Origin of the sequence: Exiguobacterium acetylicum, assembly GCF_019890935.1 — a bacterium.
In the GTDB taxonomy this organism is placed as follows: domain Bacteria; phylum Bacillota; class Bacilli; order Exiguobacteriales; family Exiguobacteriaceae; genus Exiguobacterium_A; species Exiguobacterium_A abrahamii.
In genome coordinates this window covers 98745-114313 of sequence record NZ_CP082334.1, presented here as the reverse complement: position 1 = coordinate 114313, position 15569 = coordinate 98745, and the positions used below count along the sequence as shown (strand labels likewise).

12 protein-coding genes and 1 pseudogene are annotated in these 15569 nt (G+C 35.1%); 10 read left to right on the top strand and 3 right to left on the bottom strand.

Annotation, left to right across the window (positions count from 1 at the left end):
- The first annotated feature begins 35 nt into the window (after positions 1 to 35).
- From K7G97_RS17085 to K7G97_RS17075, 3 genes are read left to right on the top strand one after another with little or no spacing between them, the layout of a single operon-like run.
- Positions 36 to 1760: an ABC transporter ATP-binding protein gene (locus K7G97_RS17085; protein ID WP_223042082.1), complete on the top strand. Its 1725-nt coding sequence runs from the start codon at positions 36 to 38 to the stop codon at positions 1758 to 1760.
- The gene (locus K7G97_RS17080) at positions 1753 to 2295 is read left to right on the top strand and encodes a MauE/DoxX family redox-associated membrane protein (protein ID WP_223042081.1); all 543 of its coding nucleotides are present in this window, start codon (positions 1753 to 1755) and stop codon (positions 2293 to 2295) included. Before K7G97_RS17085 ends, K7G97_RS17080 begins: the two co-directional genes overlap by 8 nt.
- Positions 2296 to 2314: 19 nt before the next feature.
- The gene (locus K7G97_RS17075; RefSeq protein ID WP_223042080.1) at positions 2315 to 2878 is read left to right on the top strand and encodes a TlpA family protein disulfide reductase; all 564 of its coding nucleotides are present in this window, start codon (positions 2315 to 2317) and stop codon (positions 2876 to 2878) included.
- 742 nt (positions 2879 to 3620) lie between these two features.
- Here K7G97_RS17075 and K7G97_RS17070 read toward each other — a convergent pair.
- Positions 3621 to 4757, bottom strand: coding sequence for a hypothetical protein (locus K7G97_RS17070; RefSeq protein WP_223042079.1), 1137 nt, complete (start codon positions 4755 to 4757; stop codon positions 3621 to 3623).
- A 1368-nt stretch (positions 4758 to 6125) separates the two neighbouring features.
- On the opposite strand from K7G97_RS17070, the gene K7G97_RS17065 reads away from it, so the two are divergent.
- Positions 6126 to 6401: an HNH endonuclease gene (locus K7G97_RS17065; protein WP_396133881.1), complete on the top strand. Its 276-nt coding sequence runs from the start codon at positions 6126 to 6128 to the stop codon at positions 6399 to 6401.
- 123 nt (positions 6402 to 6524) lie between these two features.
- Here K7G97_RS17065 and K7G97_RS17060 read toward each other — a convergent pair whose 3' ends face one another.
- Positions 6525 to 7232, bottom strand: coding sequence for a hypothetical protein (locus tag K7G97_RS17060; protein WP_223042078.1), 708 nt, complete (start codon positions 7230 to 7232; stop codon positions 6525 to 6527).
- Between the two features lie 678 nt (positions 7233 to 7910).
- On the opposite strand from K7G97_RS17060, the gene K7G97_RS17055 reads away from it, so the two are divergent.
- The 6 genes from K7G97_RS17055 (at position 7911) to K7G97_RS17030 (ending at position 14301) form a co-directional block, all read left to right on the top strand.
- Positions 7911 to 8363 carry a JAB domain-containing protein gene (locus tag K7G97_RS17055; RefSeq protein WP_316500060.1) on the top strand — a complete coding sequence of 151 codons (453 nt, stop codon included), beginning with the start codon at positions 7911 to 7913 and terminating at the stop codon, positions 8361 to 8363.
- 717 nt (positions 8364 to 9080) lie between these two features.
- Positions 9081 to 9515 (top strand): NUDIX hydrolase, encoded by a 435-nt coding sequence (locus tag K7G97_RS17050; RefSeq protein ID WP_223042077.1) that lies wholly within the window; start codon positions 9081 to 9083, stop codon positions 9513 to 9515.
- A gap of 566 nt (positions 9516 to 10081) precedes the next feature.
- Positions 10082 to 10930 carry a ComEC/Rec2 family competence protein gene (locus K7G97_RS17045; RefSeq protein WP_223042076.1) on the top strand — a complete coding sequence of 283 codons (849 nt, stop codon included), beginning with the start codon at positions 10082 to 10084 and terminating at the stop codon, positions 10928 to 10930.
- A complete protein-coding gene (locus K7G97_RS17040) occupies positions 10927 to 11151 on the top strand; it encodes a DUF3006 domain-containing protein (RefSeq protein WP_223042075.1) in 225 nt (74 codons plus the stop codon). The genes K7G97_RS17045 and K7G97_RS17040 overlap by 4 nt, the downstream gene beginning before the upstream one ends.
- A 748-nt stretch (positions 11152 to 11899) precedes the next feature.
- Complete coding sequence (locus tag K7G97_RS17035; protein WP_223042074.1) at positions 11900 to 13075, top strand: hypothetical protein; 1176 nt, start codon at positions 11900 to 11902, stop codon at positions 13073 to 13075.
- Between the two features lie 53 nt (positions 13076 to 13128).
- Complete coding sequence (locus tag K7G97_RS17030) at positions 13129 to 14301, top strand: hypothetical protein (protein WP_223042073.1); 1173 nt, start codon at positions 13129 to 13131, stop codon at positions 14299 to 14301.
- Positions 14302 to 14522: 221 nt separating this feature from the next.
- Here K7G97_RS17030 and K7G97_RS17025 read toward each other — a convergent pair.
- Positions 14523 to 15460 (bottom strand): annotated as a pseudogene (locus K7G97_RS17025) (IS30 family transposase).
- Between the last annotated feature and the right edge of the window lie 109 nt (positions 15461 to 15569).

The window sequence follows — 15569 nt, the reverse complement described above, 5'->3', positions numbered from 1 at the left end:
TTAGTATCAAATTGGTTTGGATCCATAGTCGTTATTTGTCGTTATTACAATTATTAATAAAGTTACTATTAGGAATAGGGCCAGTTTTAAATATCTTCTGTACGGAAAGGCTATTTTCAAGCTTATTAACTTCTTTCAAAAATAACTCTACTTATGTTGATAGTTATTACTGGAGCGTAGGTTTAATCGCTGTTAATTTATCAATCTTTATTCTCAATAGTTTAAATTCAGTAGTACATCAAAAAATCATGTATACTTTTGAGCAAAATTTTAAAAGCGATCTTTTGAATAAATCTATCCATATTCCTTATCAACTATATGAATCTTCAGATTTCCAAAATAAATACATGAGAGCTACTCAATCTTCACATAGTATTCTTTCAACTTTTGAAGGACTTTTGTTAATGATTCAGTCATTGATATCATTAATCTCCGTGACGATTTATCTAGTTAATATACATATACTTTTTACATTAATTATCTTTATCATGATTCTTCCACTGATTTATATAGAATTAAAGTTTGGACGTAATCGATACGATTTAAGTGTAGATTTATCAGAAAATGCAAGAGAAATGGGCTATTTAGAAACTCTTTTAATAAATAAAACATATTTGAAAGAGATAAAAATGGGTAAGAAAGAAAGTTATATTATAGAATTGTGGAAAAAAGCATTTAAATTTAATGCAAAATCACATATTTCATTAGAAGTTAATCAAATGAAGTTTTTATTTGCAGCACAATTGATAGTAACGATGTCATTCATCTTTTCGACTACGTTAGTAATCAATATGATATCAAATAAAATACTTTCTATTGCTGCGATGACAGCTGTTATTCAAGCAATTCAAAATCTTCAGGGGATTATACCTTCTTTTGCTAATAATTTGGCTAATAGCTATCAATCTTCTTTGTCTGTTAAAGAATTCAAAGAATTTTCACCATTATTAAAAGATAAATCTGAATTAAAGTACAAAACTAATAAGATAGATACGATAGAGATCATTAATTTAAACTATTCTTATCCAGGTAGAGATAATACTGTACTGAATAATGTAAATCTCAGCATTCAAAAAGGAGATAAAATTGCAATAATGGGTAATAATGGTTCGGGGAAAACTACATTGATTAAGTGCTTAATTGGTCTTTACAATACTGAAAAATCAATAAAAATAAATGAGAAGTTTTTTTTAGAAGAAATTGATTTGAGCACATTTTGGGATAAAATAAGTATTCTGTTTCAAGATTTCAATCGTTACGAGTTCAATGTACTACAGAATATTGTAGTGGGAGAAAGTAATGAAATAACTAAACGACACCATCATTTATTAGAATTAGTTGGACTTAAAAAATTTATAGAAAAATTGCCGGATAAATATGATACTCAATTAGGAAATTTGTTTAATCACGGAACAGAGCTTTCTGGTGGACAATGGCAAAAATTAGCTTTAGTAAGAGTCCTTCAGAAAAAGAGTGATCTATTAATTTTAGACGAACCAACTTCTGCCATGGATGCAGAAAGTGAATATAATACTATTCGAAATGTTTTAAGTAATCTTGTCGATGAATCAATTATATATATTACTCATAGAGTAAATGTAGCAAAGTTAGCTGATCGAATAATATATATGAAAGATGGACACATTATTGAAGATGGACACCATGAAGAATTAGTAAGTCTTAATGGAGAGTACTCAAAGTTGTATCACGGGCAAGTCGAAAATTTAATTGGAGAAGGAGAAAGAATTGCTCATGTTTGAAACAATAATAAAGACAATAGGTTACGTGATAGCTTTTCTTATGTTGACATCAGGATACGATAAAATAAAGAATTTTTCTGTATCGAAATCAAAAATAGAAGCATACCAGATTATACCTAAAAAAATAATTAAAGTATTTTTGGTTTTAGGTATATCAATTGAAATTTTTATTGGTTTGAGCCTATTAACAAATTTCTTTAATTTATATGCTTTGATTTTATACATATCATTGATGATCATTTATAGCTTCGCAATATTTAAAAACATATTAAAAGGGAATGTTTTAATCTCATGTGGGTGTGGTGGGGTATTAGAGAGCGATTTTCTATCAAAGAAACACCTTTATAGAAACACTACATTAATAATACTAGGTGCTTTAAATTACTTTTATTCACAAGGTACTACCTTTACTGCTTATCAAATTCTCGTGATGTTGTTAATCGCTGTTAGTTTTATATTTATGTACGGAAGTCTTAAAGAATATCAAAGACAATTGAATACAATTAAAAAAATTAATAAACGATTAACAATTTAAATTTTAGGAGGGGAAATTTATGATTATTCAAACATTACTACTTTTAGTTTTACTTGTTACAATGGGGCTTACAGTATCTATGTATCACATGTTAAAGTATAATCGAAATTTCTTAAAGCAAATTCAAAGTATTAGAGGCACATTGCTTGAGATGATTGAGATTGGTGAAGAAGCACCATTGTTCAGAGTTTACGATGAATCAAAAAGAAAAGTAGTAGCTTCTAAAATTTTCAATGAAAAAAATACATTATTATTTTTTGCACACTCTCAATGTCCAGCTTGTAAAGTAGTATTACAACACATAAAAAAAGTAGAAGAAAATTACGATATTAATATTGTTGTCATTAATAGAGATACACAATTCAGTGATGATGAGATAAGAGCTTTGTTGCCGGAAAGAGTTTACTATATTAGAGAAAGTTTTATTGCTTCCAGTTATAGAGTTCAGACTACGCCGTCTGTTTTTTTAATTGAAAAAGGTAAAGTGAAAATGACAACAGTACTAAAAGATGTAAATACTTTGTATAATATTTTACTTGATGAAAATAGAAAAGTTGATGTTTCTATGTTAGAAACTGTATAACTGTTAGGGTATTTAATCAAAGATGGAATTATTGTTTAAGGTGTGCTGTTAGACAGTGAAAAATACGATTTCTTCATAATATTTGAACTCAGTTCTACAAAATAAGTCATATAATAAAAGTATGTGGACTTTATGATGGTACAGGGTGACTTCGATTTTTTTTCGGAGTCACCTTTTAAGATTTACTGACCATGCTCACATTTATAGTGATGAATGTAATGATAAATATGTCGTGAAGTTTCGAAAAAGTTAAATAGAATTTATTGCGTGTATTGCTCTTTATCTACTAAATTTTTATTACGATTGATAGATTGTAAGACAATTATCTCGAACTGATAGTAGTTAAATTATTCTCATCTCATGGTTATAACACTGATATTACAGATTTCTGTTGTCTAGATTTAGATTTCTAGGGGAAACCTACGAAATAGTGTTTGTACGTTGCCTTAGCAACTTGATGACAAGTATATCTTGTAGCAGATCAATCGTGTATTAGTGCATCAATCTGAAAAATGGATACGGTTAATTCCGAAGCATTTTTGATCAGAGATCCATGGTCAGTTCATAACAACTTAGATTACATAGGGATCATCGTAGATGTTATTCAGAAGTAGATTTCTTTTTTGGTTCGGGATAAAAGAATCTTAGTCTGATTAATCTCGGAGTGTTATTACACGTGTAATAGTTAACCCCTCAACACATCTTGTGTTGAGGGGTTAACTATTAGTAATAAAAATGTGTATTAGTGTAAAAACGAATTACAAAAAGCTGAGAAATCTTTTGTGGATCTTAGTTCACGTGGAAAATAAACATTAAATTTAGATGAAGTTAAAGAAGATAGTAATTTAAATTTTTGGGAAGTTGCAGATTCATGGTAATCAAATGCAGATAATGAACTGATAAACTTTAAAAAATAATTCAAACTATATTTATTGATAATGAAATAAGTAAATAAAAAACCTTGATGATATATCTCTATTCCATTATCTTCTTTCAAGTTATTAATTGCTTCGAAAGATTTTAAGTCACATTCCAAATGATCCAATATAGTCATAGAATTAATTACTTGTTTTTTTAAACGATTATTTGAGAATTTCAATTTATGAGTTTTTTCACAGAGGTAAGTTTCTATAAACATTGCAAATCCTTCGTGGAAATAAAGTGATAAATTATCATTGGATATTTGTACTAAAAATAAATGAGTCATTTCATGTAACAATACTTTCTTTAAAAAAATATCTCTGTGTTCTATATAATCTGGTACAAATATCTTGATTGATTCTTTTGATTCGTACCACCCGTAAGCAGAATGTTCAGGAATAGTAAAAGAAATTGAATCTAGAGAATTAAAAAGATAGATGTTGATATCTATTGAATTAAATTCAAATTTCAATGATTTCCTAAAAAAAATAATTATCTCTTCTAAAAAATCAGAAACTATTTTAGCTTCAAGGTTTAGGGAGCTGTTATAAAATATTTGTTTATTATTTTTGCTCTCTAAAGATTTATCTAAACTACTGTGAAATTTAATGAATAATCGATTTTTAAATATTTCAAGGTCATAGAATCCTACTAATTCTTTTTTCATCGTCTCATCAATTATAATAGATATTGTAACGCTCAATACCCGACGGTTATCCACATCTATTATATTAAATTTCGTGATTTTGTATTTAGTTTTATTTGTATCATTAGAGTTGGATATTGCAGTAAACCATCTGCATTGCTCAAGTAAAAAAAAGGTATTATCAGATCTATGTAATGCTAAGAATCCATTCAAATCACCAGACAAGATTGAATTTTTTAAAGCATTTAAAAAAATGTTTTCTAATTCTTTATTTTTATTCACTAAATAATTGTTTTGAAATGAGCTATTCATTAGATCCTAGCCTCCAAATTAAAGAAAGATCAATTATTATGAAGATAATAATTGATCTTATAAGTAATGTTAAAAATCTATTCTATGTTAAGCATATAAAAACTTTGCTTAACAGTAGCAGCTAATAAAAGTATCTCTACAGAGTGTACCATCTCGGGAATCTATCGTTTTTTTGAATTGAGATTTCTGTGAGAATGAAGGATATCCCACACATGAAGAGGTATATCTGCAATAGTAAGAACTTCTTAAAAATCCAGAGTCACCACAAGGTACATATTTCATAATAATCATTTCTCCTTTTTGAAATTAATTTTAGTTTTACTTTAAAAATGATTGGATACGTCGTACTGTTCTCAATTATTAAAAAGCTTTTACTGATAAAAATGGGTATTTTAGGGATTAATATATAAATCTTTATATATCCTTATCAATAGAATTCGTTGACTGTTAATAAATCACAACGCCGGATATATTTTTTCATACACCTCCTTTGTTTACTATTATATACAATTTTAATTTAATTACCCAATTTAATAATTAAATTTTCTGATTTTTAAAGTTTATATTTACCATGGTATTTAATGAATTTTCTATCACTACTGTCACTACTATATAAAATTTACTTCTAACCGATTTAAAAACAATCAATGGTGATTAATTCGTTTTTTATTAATTTGAGATATGCCTAAGATTGAAATGAAATCAAAAAGGTGTAATTGTATTGAATACTGATACAATATCGATAAATAGGGTGTTGCGAGTAGGAGAATTGTTTCTAACATTTTAATTTACTTAAAGAGAAACAATATTCTCATTGTTGTCATATTTTGCATTACACTTCGTATTTAAAATGAATAGTCATGGTTGGTTCTTGTCGATCGCTAAACCAGTCATTTTTTACTACTACACAAATTAAAGAATAGACTTCTTTTTATATTTTCTTATTTTTCTTTAAAATTGTAGTCTTAAAAGCCAAAACGGACAATTTTATGAGAAAGAGTATGCAAAGTAAAAAAATTAAAATAAGTAAAAAGTACACTTTTTCTCACATCTGAACTGAACCCCGAATGATAGACACTTGAAAAAAAGTGTATCATTCGGGGTTCAGTTCATTGTTAGTGACAGTTCCTTTTATCCAAAACAAGGTATACAAACGAAGTGAAATCCATGATGAGTGCGGAGGAAGTCGAGAACGTGGCATCAGTATGTCTGCTAAGTCTCCCATGGTCTTTATCTTTACGAGCGAAACAGGAAAAGAATTAAGAAAGCAACACTTCAAGAACTACGAGAGCTTGCGCTTAACGATACTTCGAACGGAATGAGACGATCCAGCAGAAAAAAGTACAAGTTCAGAAGTGATTTGATGCGATAGAATCTTATACGCACAAAAGAGCAGCTGGATTATGCGAGTCATGTGAAATGCCTGATCCGTTTCAAGCAAAGTCAGGTAATGCGTTAGATGTTCATCATTTGTTGCGGTTATCAGATGGTGGACCCGATCATCCTGAGCATGTTGCGGCTATTTGTCCTAATTGTCATGCTCGAATTTATAGAGGGGAAGATGGTAAAGAATTAAATCAACAATTAATTGCTAAGATAAGAGCAAAAGAAGAAGCGTATGTAAAAAGTGAACGTATTTTTTAAAAACTCAAAAAGATCTATCACAGATAAGAATGATAGATCTTTTTTTGTATTTAAGTCGATTTGTATTCAATCGGCATTTAGAAGGAAAAACATTATATTAATCACTTTTCAGTAATATTAAGCTTATCTACTTTTATAAATTTTCCAGACGTAATCAATGTAATTTGTTAGTTTTCCAAAACCACCGTATCTTAGCTTCTCGCGATATTCTGGATGCTTCTTAAGTAACTCATCTAGATACATGGATCTTAGGGAGTGATTGGTACACTCGTGAAATCCTTTATCTTCAAGAATTGATTTAGTGACTAAGTCAATTTCTGCCTTTCTCTCATCGTCATATTCTTTTTCCATTTTATTTAGTTCACTTTCGCTGTACCTATTGGATACTTCGTCTTTAATAAGTTTTAAGGCTGTCTCAGCGTCGTCGATTCCGTAAAAGTGATCATTCCATCCCGAGTAATACATTAAAACGCCATTATGAACGAAGTAAATATGGATTCCTGTAGGATCACGCCAGTTGAGATGTGCCACCTCGTCATTATGTTTCTGGATCTCCTTGTTAATCTCTTCATGGATTCGTTTCGGATATCTTGAATTATTTATTTTTGTAATAAGATGCCCCTCTAAATCGAAATAGGTATGCATTTGCATAACTAAAATTTCTCCGCTACTTTTGAGAGCCTTTTGAAACGATTTAAACGTCATGAACTTTATTCCTTTAACGAGTACACTAAAATCAATAATTGCATTTATGGCTGAGTTATTCTCGTCATTTATCCAATTTTCTAAATCTAGATAGCTAATATCATCATCTTCACGGTATTCAATCATTGCTCATTCTCCTTGATTATGTCTTCCGGAAATACAAGTAACTCATAATCGTTCCAGAAGTCAAATTGATTAATTAAATAATCGACATGCATTAGATTTTTGATTTGATTAAATTGTTTTGAAATTATTTTACCATATATTTCTAAAAATAGTGTGGTGAAGCAACTCAAATTATTACCTATGTACAATCCTAATGAGAAATAAATGCAAGCATGCGATTAAGATATAAGCATACTCACTTAGTCTTGTTTAAACATATTTCTAGTAAGGGAATGCGAGGAACGTTCTTTTTGTTGATATTATTTTCAAAAGTATAGTCTACTCATCCTTTATGTTAGTTAAAGAACTGTGTGTCACATCTAAAAGCATGGATCAGAGCGATGCCGCTCTGTCTGATAAAAAGGACCACAAGCCGTCCTGTTTCTGTACTCTAGCTCGCTCCTCGTCGGCGCAAGGGCCATCAAAAAAAGCCGCTACCGTTCCTCGTCTTCCTCCGCGTTTTGGCTCAAAGCAAGCTTTTCGCTCGCGGACTCCGGAAGCCTTCGTCCCGGTGCGCTGTCCGCTTTTTTTGATCTTTCCCTGCGGTCACCCTTGCCCCGTCTTGCGACGCTCGTTACGTTCCCGTCAACAGGACGGCACCGTGTCGGACTGCATCTCATTCGCGAAAGGAGCTTTTCCATGAAACTGACTACACTCGTCGAAATTACCCGTATCCGCCAAGAGGTGCGGGAACCGGACGTCGCCCTCGAGACGACGCACATCACATCACCCGAGGATGCCTTCCTTGTCGCTAAACGCTTCATCCAGGACGATGACCGTGAGGTGTTCCTCGTCATCCTACTAAACACGAAGAACCGAGTTATCGCCGTCCACCGGGCGCACGTCGGGAGCATCAACTCGAGCATCATCCACCCCCGTGAAATTTTCAAGTCCGCTATCCTCAACAATGCGATGTCGCTCATCGTCAGCCATCAGCATCCGAGCGGGGACCCGAAGCCGTCCCTTGAGGACATTGAGGTGACGGAACGCTTGATTGAGGTCGGACGCATCATTGGTATCAAATTGCTTGACCATATCGTCGTCGGGGCAGGAGACGATTACGTCAGTTTAAAAGCCCAAGGATTGCTTTAAATGTATCATTCAGCGTAGACAGGTGGGACACTCCCGTCCTGTCCGCGCGTAAAGCATGGACGAAAAACGGATCCGTTTTTCTTTGAAGGATGTACAAGCAAATACGGAATGGATTTGTACCAAATCCAAGTGAGGAAAGAAGCCCGCAGTGGACGAATCCACTGCGGGCCAGAGAGGCTTCGTATCGTTTTGTGTCGATTCGTGAGAGGTTCTGGTTGTGGAGGAAGTGGTCATAGAAGAAGTAGTAGAATTGCTGTCGGTGTACGTATGTCCATCTTTTATCTTTGAGTGGATCATCCTCTATACGTTTCGATTTAGTTTGTATGTGTTAGTAGAGACAAGAGAAGAGCTTTCGGGCTCATGCGTGAGGCTGTACGCTGCATCGCAGCAACATCCTCATCGCACCGCTGCCCTCCTGCCGGACCGATAACGAGAGCTACCAATCACTGGCGTGAGGCATCTCTACGTTCCTGTTCCTTGCGACACAGGGCACGGAGCGTAAGAAGACCAGAAAATAAATTTTTGATAAACACGGGATGAAGTAAAGAAGAAAGAGTCCCATTATGACATCCCGTTTTAGTCGATGCGAAGTGAAGAATAATAGATTCACGATTCATTTTTAGTCTACATCTGATCTACTTTTTTTATGCTTTATATTAGATTAGGAGTAGTAAGATAATTATTTCTACAGGCGATAATAACCAAAGGAGGGATACTTTGAAACGTATAGATGTAGCTTCAGCCCTGATCCCTGATGAGAATGGAAATATATTATTGGTGAAGAACGTCAAAGGTGACTCTTTTTACTGGAGTCCGCCAGGTGGGGCTGTGGAAGAAGGCGAGACGCTAGAACAGGCGGTCATTCGTGAAGTAAGAGAAGAGACAGGGTTTGAAAGTAAGGTCACCGGTATGCATTCTGTTAGAGAAGTCTTCTTCTCGGAGAAGGGACATCATGCATTAATCATTACCTTCTTCGTTCAAATCATTGGCGGACGAATCGATATCATGGATCCGGATAAGGAAGTCATAGATGTAAGATGGGTGGATTACCAAACCGCGAAAGAACTAATGCCTTCATTGGTTGAAATGTTAAGAATAAATGCCGACATGGTGAAGACTCCTGCATTCTATGAATTCGAGGGAGTACGTTGAGTATTGTTAGACATTGAGACAATTTTGAACAGATGGACAGTGAAGAAGTGATGTTATCATCTCGAATTATAGTCATTTTTTGAAGGATGTGTTGAAAACCAATTTGAATGCTTGATTAACTCCTTTATTGATTCAGATAACGTTTACGCTTATTTGAATCAACGCAGTTCGTACAGCTTTACTCCCGATTGTATGCTGTATTCAAGCAAACTAAGGAGGAGTGAGGCAATGAGTACAGTTTTGATGGATGAGGAATCTAAAAAATGGAACGACATGATGGAATGGTCGCAAAAGATGACAATACTCGATGCGCAGTTCGGTTTGTACGCGAAGTAGACGGTTGCATCGAGCATGTGACTTGGTTCGTCGATGTCGATGTTTTGCTCGCTTTCATTCAGCAACATTACTTGGAACAGGCCTGTTAAAGGTCTGTTTTTTTATATATTTCTCGTTAAAAGATACGACCTATCAAGAAAAAATGAATGGGTGGGAAAAATGTCCAACTTTCTCCTGATATTCACTGTATACTGAAGATAACTTACAAATCAGGAATGGAGCGATGAAAGATGAAAAGAAAATGGATAGGTGCGAGCTTAGCGCTCGCAAGTGTTGGATTACTCGTTGGACCACTACAAGGCGCAGAGGCAGCGACACCGAAAATCAAGGTCCACTATATCGATGTCGGTCAAGGCGACGCAATCTACATCAAGATGCCAAGCGGCGAGGATGTCGTCATCGACGGTGGAAACAAGGGGAAAGGTGATGCACTCGTCGCCTATCTAAAGAAACAGAAGGTCGGTGATATTGAGGTACTGATCTCGACGCATCCCGATGCCGATCACATCGGGGGACTTGATGAAGTCCTCGACTCGTTCAAGGTCAAGAGCGTCTACGCACCGAAGGTCAAGCACACGACGCAAGCCTATAAGGACTTCTTGTTGGCGGTCAAACGCGAGAAGCTGACGATCAAGACGGCAAAGGCTGGTGTCTCACTTCCTGTCAAAGGAGGCGTAAAGGCACAATTCGTCGGACCCGTCAAAGAATATGCGAAGAGTGATCTGAACAACTGGAGTGCGGTCCTACATGTCGCCTATAAGAAGAATACGTTCCTGTTCACGGGAGACGCGGAACTGAAGTCGGAACAGGACATGGTCGCGAAGAAGAAGACGCTACGTGCAGACGTTCTCAAGGTCGGGCATCATGGTGCGAAGACATCGACGAGCGCGACGTTCCTCAAGTACGTTAAACCGAAGTACGCCGTCATCAGTGTCGGGAAGAACGCGTATGGACACCCGACGAAGGAAGTCGTGACGAACTTGAAGCGTGCGAAGGCGACGATGCTGCGGACCGATAAGAGTGGCACAATTGTCTTCGAAGGGAACGGATCGTCCTACACGATCAAGAAATCGAAATGAAAAAGCGAAAAGGGATTATCGACCGAATTGAAGAGAAATGGGTCGTCGTCGAGTTCGATGACGGGATGCGTGACATCCTGATTTCCCGCTTCCCGATAACGGTCGAGTCAGGCGATGTCATCTGGATCGATGAATACGGTCATATCGAGAAGGATGAGCGAGAACGGCAGCGACTCTCGAACGAAATTGATGAGTTGATGGAAGAACTATGGGACGACTAGAACAATAGAAATGAGCTATAGTGGATTATTTAAAAGCAAAATAATTCGATTCTTTTATAAAGGTTTTCAAAAATAATAAAAAGAATAAATGTAGCTAGTGTTTACTGTATACATTTATTCTTTTTATATTTTATAAGTAGTCATCTAAATAATCAAAAGTTGATAAAATTATTTAAAAAATGTTTGAAAAATCTCCGAAAAACACTCTTTTAAGGAAGTTTGTAAAAAATTAGTACGATTGATTTCACCATAGTTTTTATAGAAATAATTAGGATGAGGTACATAGTCATCTTGCTTTTTTGTCTGAAATAAAATCAAATATAGAAAAGTCAAACTTACTTATAATTAGTGCTAGAAGTTCTAAAGCAGATAATCTACTTCTATTGTGTGAGGATGAAAACTTTCTTTAATTGGGATAAGCATTTGATTATAAGTTGGTATTTTAGGAAAAGCTTGCAATGATACTGAGAATATAAACATTTTTTTATATCCTCAAATTTCTCTGGGGCAACTTCAAGGATACGTTTACACGCGGTAGCTGCTTGATTTATGGGATCTATCGCATATTTTGCATGATCTCCTTTTTGTTCATGAGGATTTATTGCAAGCAATCGAGGAACAAGAGTGCTGTTTTTCTGTTTGTGAGGAAAAGTCTGATCTTTGGACACCAATGTGGCGTCATGAGGTGTATCGACGTGTATTGGATATTGTTGCAGTGCAATACAGAGCCTTTTAAGGGGGGAATAGTGTGGAGAAAACTAAACGATTTATAGCGAAACATTGGATAAACGCTGTATTGCTCTTGTTCGTGGGAACTGTTACGTGGTTCTCAATTCAATACGCAAAACAATATTCTGCTTCTGCCAAAACAACAAACGACATTAGGTCAATTTGGCAGCTTGCTATAACGGCAATTGCTGGATCTGTTGGTATTGGAACAATCATTAACTCAGCGAGATCAGCAAATACTGCAGCTGAATCGATGAGAGTGACCAAAGATAAAGAAAAAAGAGAACAGGCTTCACATCTTATTCCTTTGTCTGCAATTGAGTTATTCTCTTTAAATGCTCCATTCTATACTAAAAAATTTATTTATTTGATCAACCACTTAAAAGAAATTAAAGAAAAAAATATACCTGATCTCGAAAGAGACCCTTATGGAAGAGTAAATTCTGAGAAAGAAAGAGAATCATTTTTAAATTCAATTCGTGATCATGTTTACGAAAAAGCAGCTGATAGTTCTATAATTAGTCTAATCAATGTAGGGAAAGGGTCATGTGTAAACTTAGAGTACTCATTTAAGTTTCTTAATTTAAGTGATTTTAAAAATTATAGCCTTAAACCAGACTATAAGTTCTTGTATCAAAAAACTCATGAAGATTGTGAGCCCTTTGCTTACTCTATGGAGATAGATGAAAATCTTGATTTAATGTTTAACGATCTTTATATAGAACGATTTGTTGACGAGGTATATCCTGAATGGAGAGATGCAGGAAATGGGACGGATTTCAACTATATGATGCAGGAACAACATATAGTTGAATATATAAATATAATAAAGCCAACCGATGAATTATATATTAAAATTCCCAATGATTTTATGATGCTGTGCAAACACTACATGAACATGAGCTATTTTTTCAATAGAGTAGAAAATGGTGAGCTTATCAGTGGCGCAAAAAAAGAATATTTTGAACAGTGGAAAAAGGAAAAACATATCAAGCCGATCGGCTCACTAAAGATTAGTTTTTTTGAAGAAAGTTTAATTAGAACTGGTGAAATAAATCCTAATATGAGGAGAGAGTTAACATATCAAGTCTCCCTGAAAGATGTCGAAATAAAACGAGAAAATCATAGCCTTAGGTACTATTTAGAAGTAAATCTTTCTAAATCTGAAGCACAGAAAAAACGAGCCTACAATTAAGTAGACTCGTTTTTTAGAAGGGTTTAATAAGATATTTAAGAGGAGAGAAGCGTGTGAATAGAATTAAAAAAGCTAGTGTTCTATACTTTGTTATACCTATTTGTTTAATGATTATTATGTTTATTCTTTGGTACGGCTATCCATTCAAGAAGTTTACCGATCAAAATCTTAAAGTTTATCAACTTGCGCTTACTGCCTTTGCCGCTACTGTTGGTATTGGAACGGTAGTAAATTCATCGAAGTCTACAGAATTATCTAGAAAATCAATCAAGATGACTCAAGACAAAGAGTCTAGAGAACAATCTTCACACTTAGTCTCTAGTTCGCAAATAAACACTTTTAAAATGAGTCCGCCCATGTATAAAGAGGATCATGTTTATAGTCCAACTAAATATGTCGCCACAACACTGTATGATCTTATTTATTCTCACCACGACTCGCCTGAGTCTTATAACGAATCAAAAAAGGAATTTAAAAAATCTTTAATTAGTATTCAAGAAGTAAGAATAGATGAAGAGAGTAAACTCAATATGCTCCATCTGTTGAATATTGGGAAGGGAGTATGCCTAAATATTGAATATAATTTTGAGTTCGTGAATCTAGATGAATTTAATTATTATTCAGTTTTGTATGATGTTGACAAACAGGGAAATTATGATGTTGTCGCCCCAACGACATATCCATCATATGATTTGAGCGTTGAAAAGCGTAAAGGGTATTTAAAAATTACTACTATGGACCATACTGTCAATTATTTGGCTGATCAAGCTTCAATGAATGAGGATGAGAAGTACCATTATTCTGTATCGGACGCTAGTTACGCTAGTTCAGATCAAATAACCTATATCCCGTTTATTAGGCCAGGGGAAGATGTCCATTTACCAATACCAAACGAGTTTATGGTTCTCTGCAAACATTACTCGATTATGTCATTGTATAAAAGGCAAGATAGTAAGTCTCCGATTTCATCATTTGTTAGACCAACTATACAGCACCTAATTGAAGGAGAAGCTATTTCTCCGATAGGGAAAATCATGATAAGTTATCTAGATGAAGAAGATGTTAAGTTAAAAGGTAAAATGTCTATTCGTAAAGAATTAATCCTTATGGTTGTCGTTAAAGACAGCTCTATTTGTAGACATGGTGAAGGTATTCAGTTTTATCTTGAATTTACTCCAGCACCAAAAATTGACCCTAAAACACAGAAAAAACGAGCCTACAGATAAGTAGACTCGTTTTAAAATACTTTAAATTAAGAGGGAGTTATCATTCAAGAATCTTCTAGAGATTTAACAAAATTCATATTGATACTAGTATCTGTTTTTTTTATTAGGTGTTATTATTATTTTTAATTTATCTGAAGGTGATATGAATTTTTTCTTTGAATGTATGAAATTTTTATTTAGTGCTATTGCAGCCTATGTAGGGATAACAGCAGGACGGTTTGTCAAATTAAGCGCAACACTTCTTCGGAAAAGACCTCATATGCAGTTTTCCAATCCAAACACTTTCTTGGTCGATTGTTGATTCTAGAAAGTGCGTAATCTAATTCTGTCTTGTTGATCATTCCGAAGTTGGTTCCCTTTGGGAAGAACTCACGGAGAAGACCATTGGCATTCTCATTGCTGCCACGTTGCCATGAAGAATAGGGATCCGCAAAGTACATTGGGATACCAAGAGAGTCCTGTATCCGTTCGTGACAGCTGAACTCCTTACCGCGATCCGTCGTCATGGTTTGAAACGTTCCCGATGGGAAAGAAGAGTAAAGTGTTCGTATGGCATGTTCCATCGAGTGAGAAGAACGATCGACCATCGGTAGTACGATATAGAACCGACTTTTACGTTCGATGAATGTCGCGACACACGCCTTTGTCTGCCCTCGTCCCGATACGACAGTATCCAACTCCCAATGCCCGAACGTTTCTCGACCCCGGACGTCCGACGGACGTTTACTGATCGGAAGCCCGATGTTGAAGCGACCTTTTGTCTCACATGGCTTTTGGCGCTTTCCTTTTTGTCGTAAAACGCCTAAATCGCTCTTGATGAATCCTTTATATATCCATCGATAGATTGTACTGTACGATGGTCCCTGTTCGTGAAAGAGCCGTCCGGCGATCTGTTCGGGAGACCATGTCTCTCGCAGTTCGAAAGGATACATGAGCCAAGCGGAGCTCTGAACAGCGTGCGTGCTCCACAATTCTTTTTTTGCATCTCATAACGCCGTCCGGCGTTGATCGCATTGTAGGAAGGATTCCGTTTGAGCTCACGTGAAATCGTGGACGGCTGTCGTCCGAGATGCTGAGCGATCTTTCGCATTGAAAATCCAAGCTCTAGATAAGTTTCTATTTTGACTCTTTCTGATGTGGTAAGATGAACATAGCTCATAACGAATCCTCCGTTGAATTTTGTGTGGTAACTCTATTCTACACGAGGTCGTTATGGGTTTTTTTGTGTTTTCAGCTAGGTGTTGCACTTAATATTACAATTCGTCTTT

What these genes read in the sequence shown, in the direction of transcription:
- K7G97_RS17045 (WP_223042076.1), top strand. Translation starts at nt 10,082, where the DNA reads ATGAAAAGAAAATGGATAGGTGCGAGCTTAGCGCTCGCAAGTGTTGGA.
- K7G97_RS17040 (WP_223042075.1), top strand. Translation starts at nt 10,927, where the DNA reads ATGAAAAAGCGAAAAGGGATTATCGACCGAATTGAAGAGAAATGGGTC.
- K7G97_RS17080 (WP_223042081.1), top strand. Translation starts at nt 1,753, where the DNA reads ATGTTTGAAACAATAATAAAGACAATAGGTTACGTGATAGCTTTTCTT.
- K7G97_RS17055 (WP_316500060.1), top strand. Translation starts at nt 7,911, where the DNA reads ATGAAACTGACTACACTCGTCGAAATTACCCGTATCCGCCAAGAGGTG.
- K7G97_RS17075 (WP_223042080.1), top strand. Translation starts at nt 2,315, where the DNA reads ATGATTATTCAAACATTACTACTTTTAGTTTTACTTGTTACAATGGGG.
- K7G97_RS17070 (WP_223042079.1), bottom strand. Translation starts at nt 4,757, where the DNA reads ATGAATAGCTCATTTCAAAACAATTATTTAGTGAATAAAAATAAAGAA.
- K7G97_RS17060 (WP_223042078.1), bottom strand. Translation starts at nt 7,232, where the DNA reads ATGATTGAATACCGTGAAGATGATGATATTAGCTATCTAGATTTAGAA.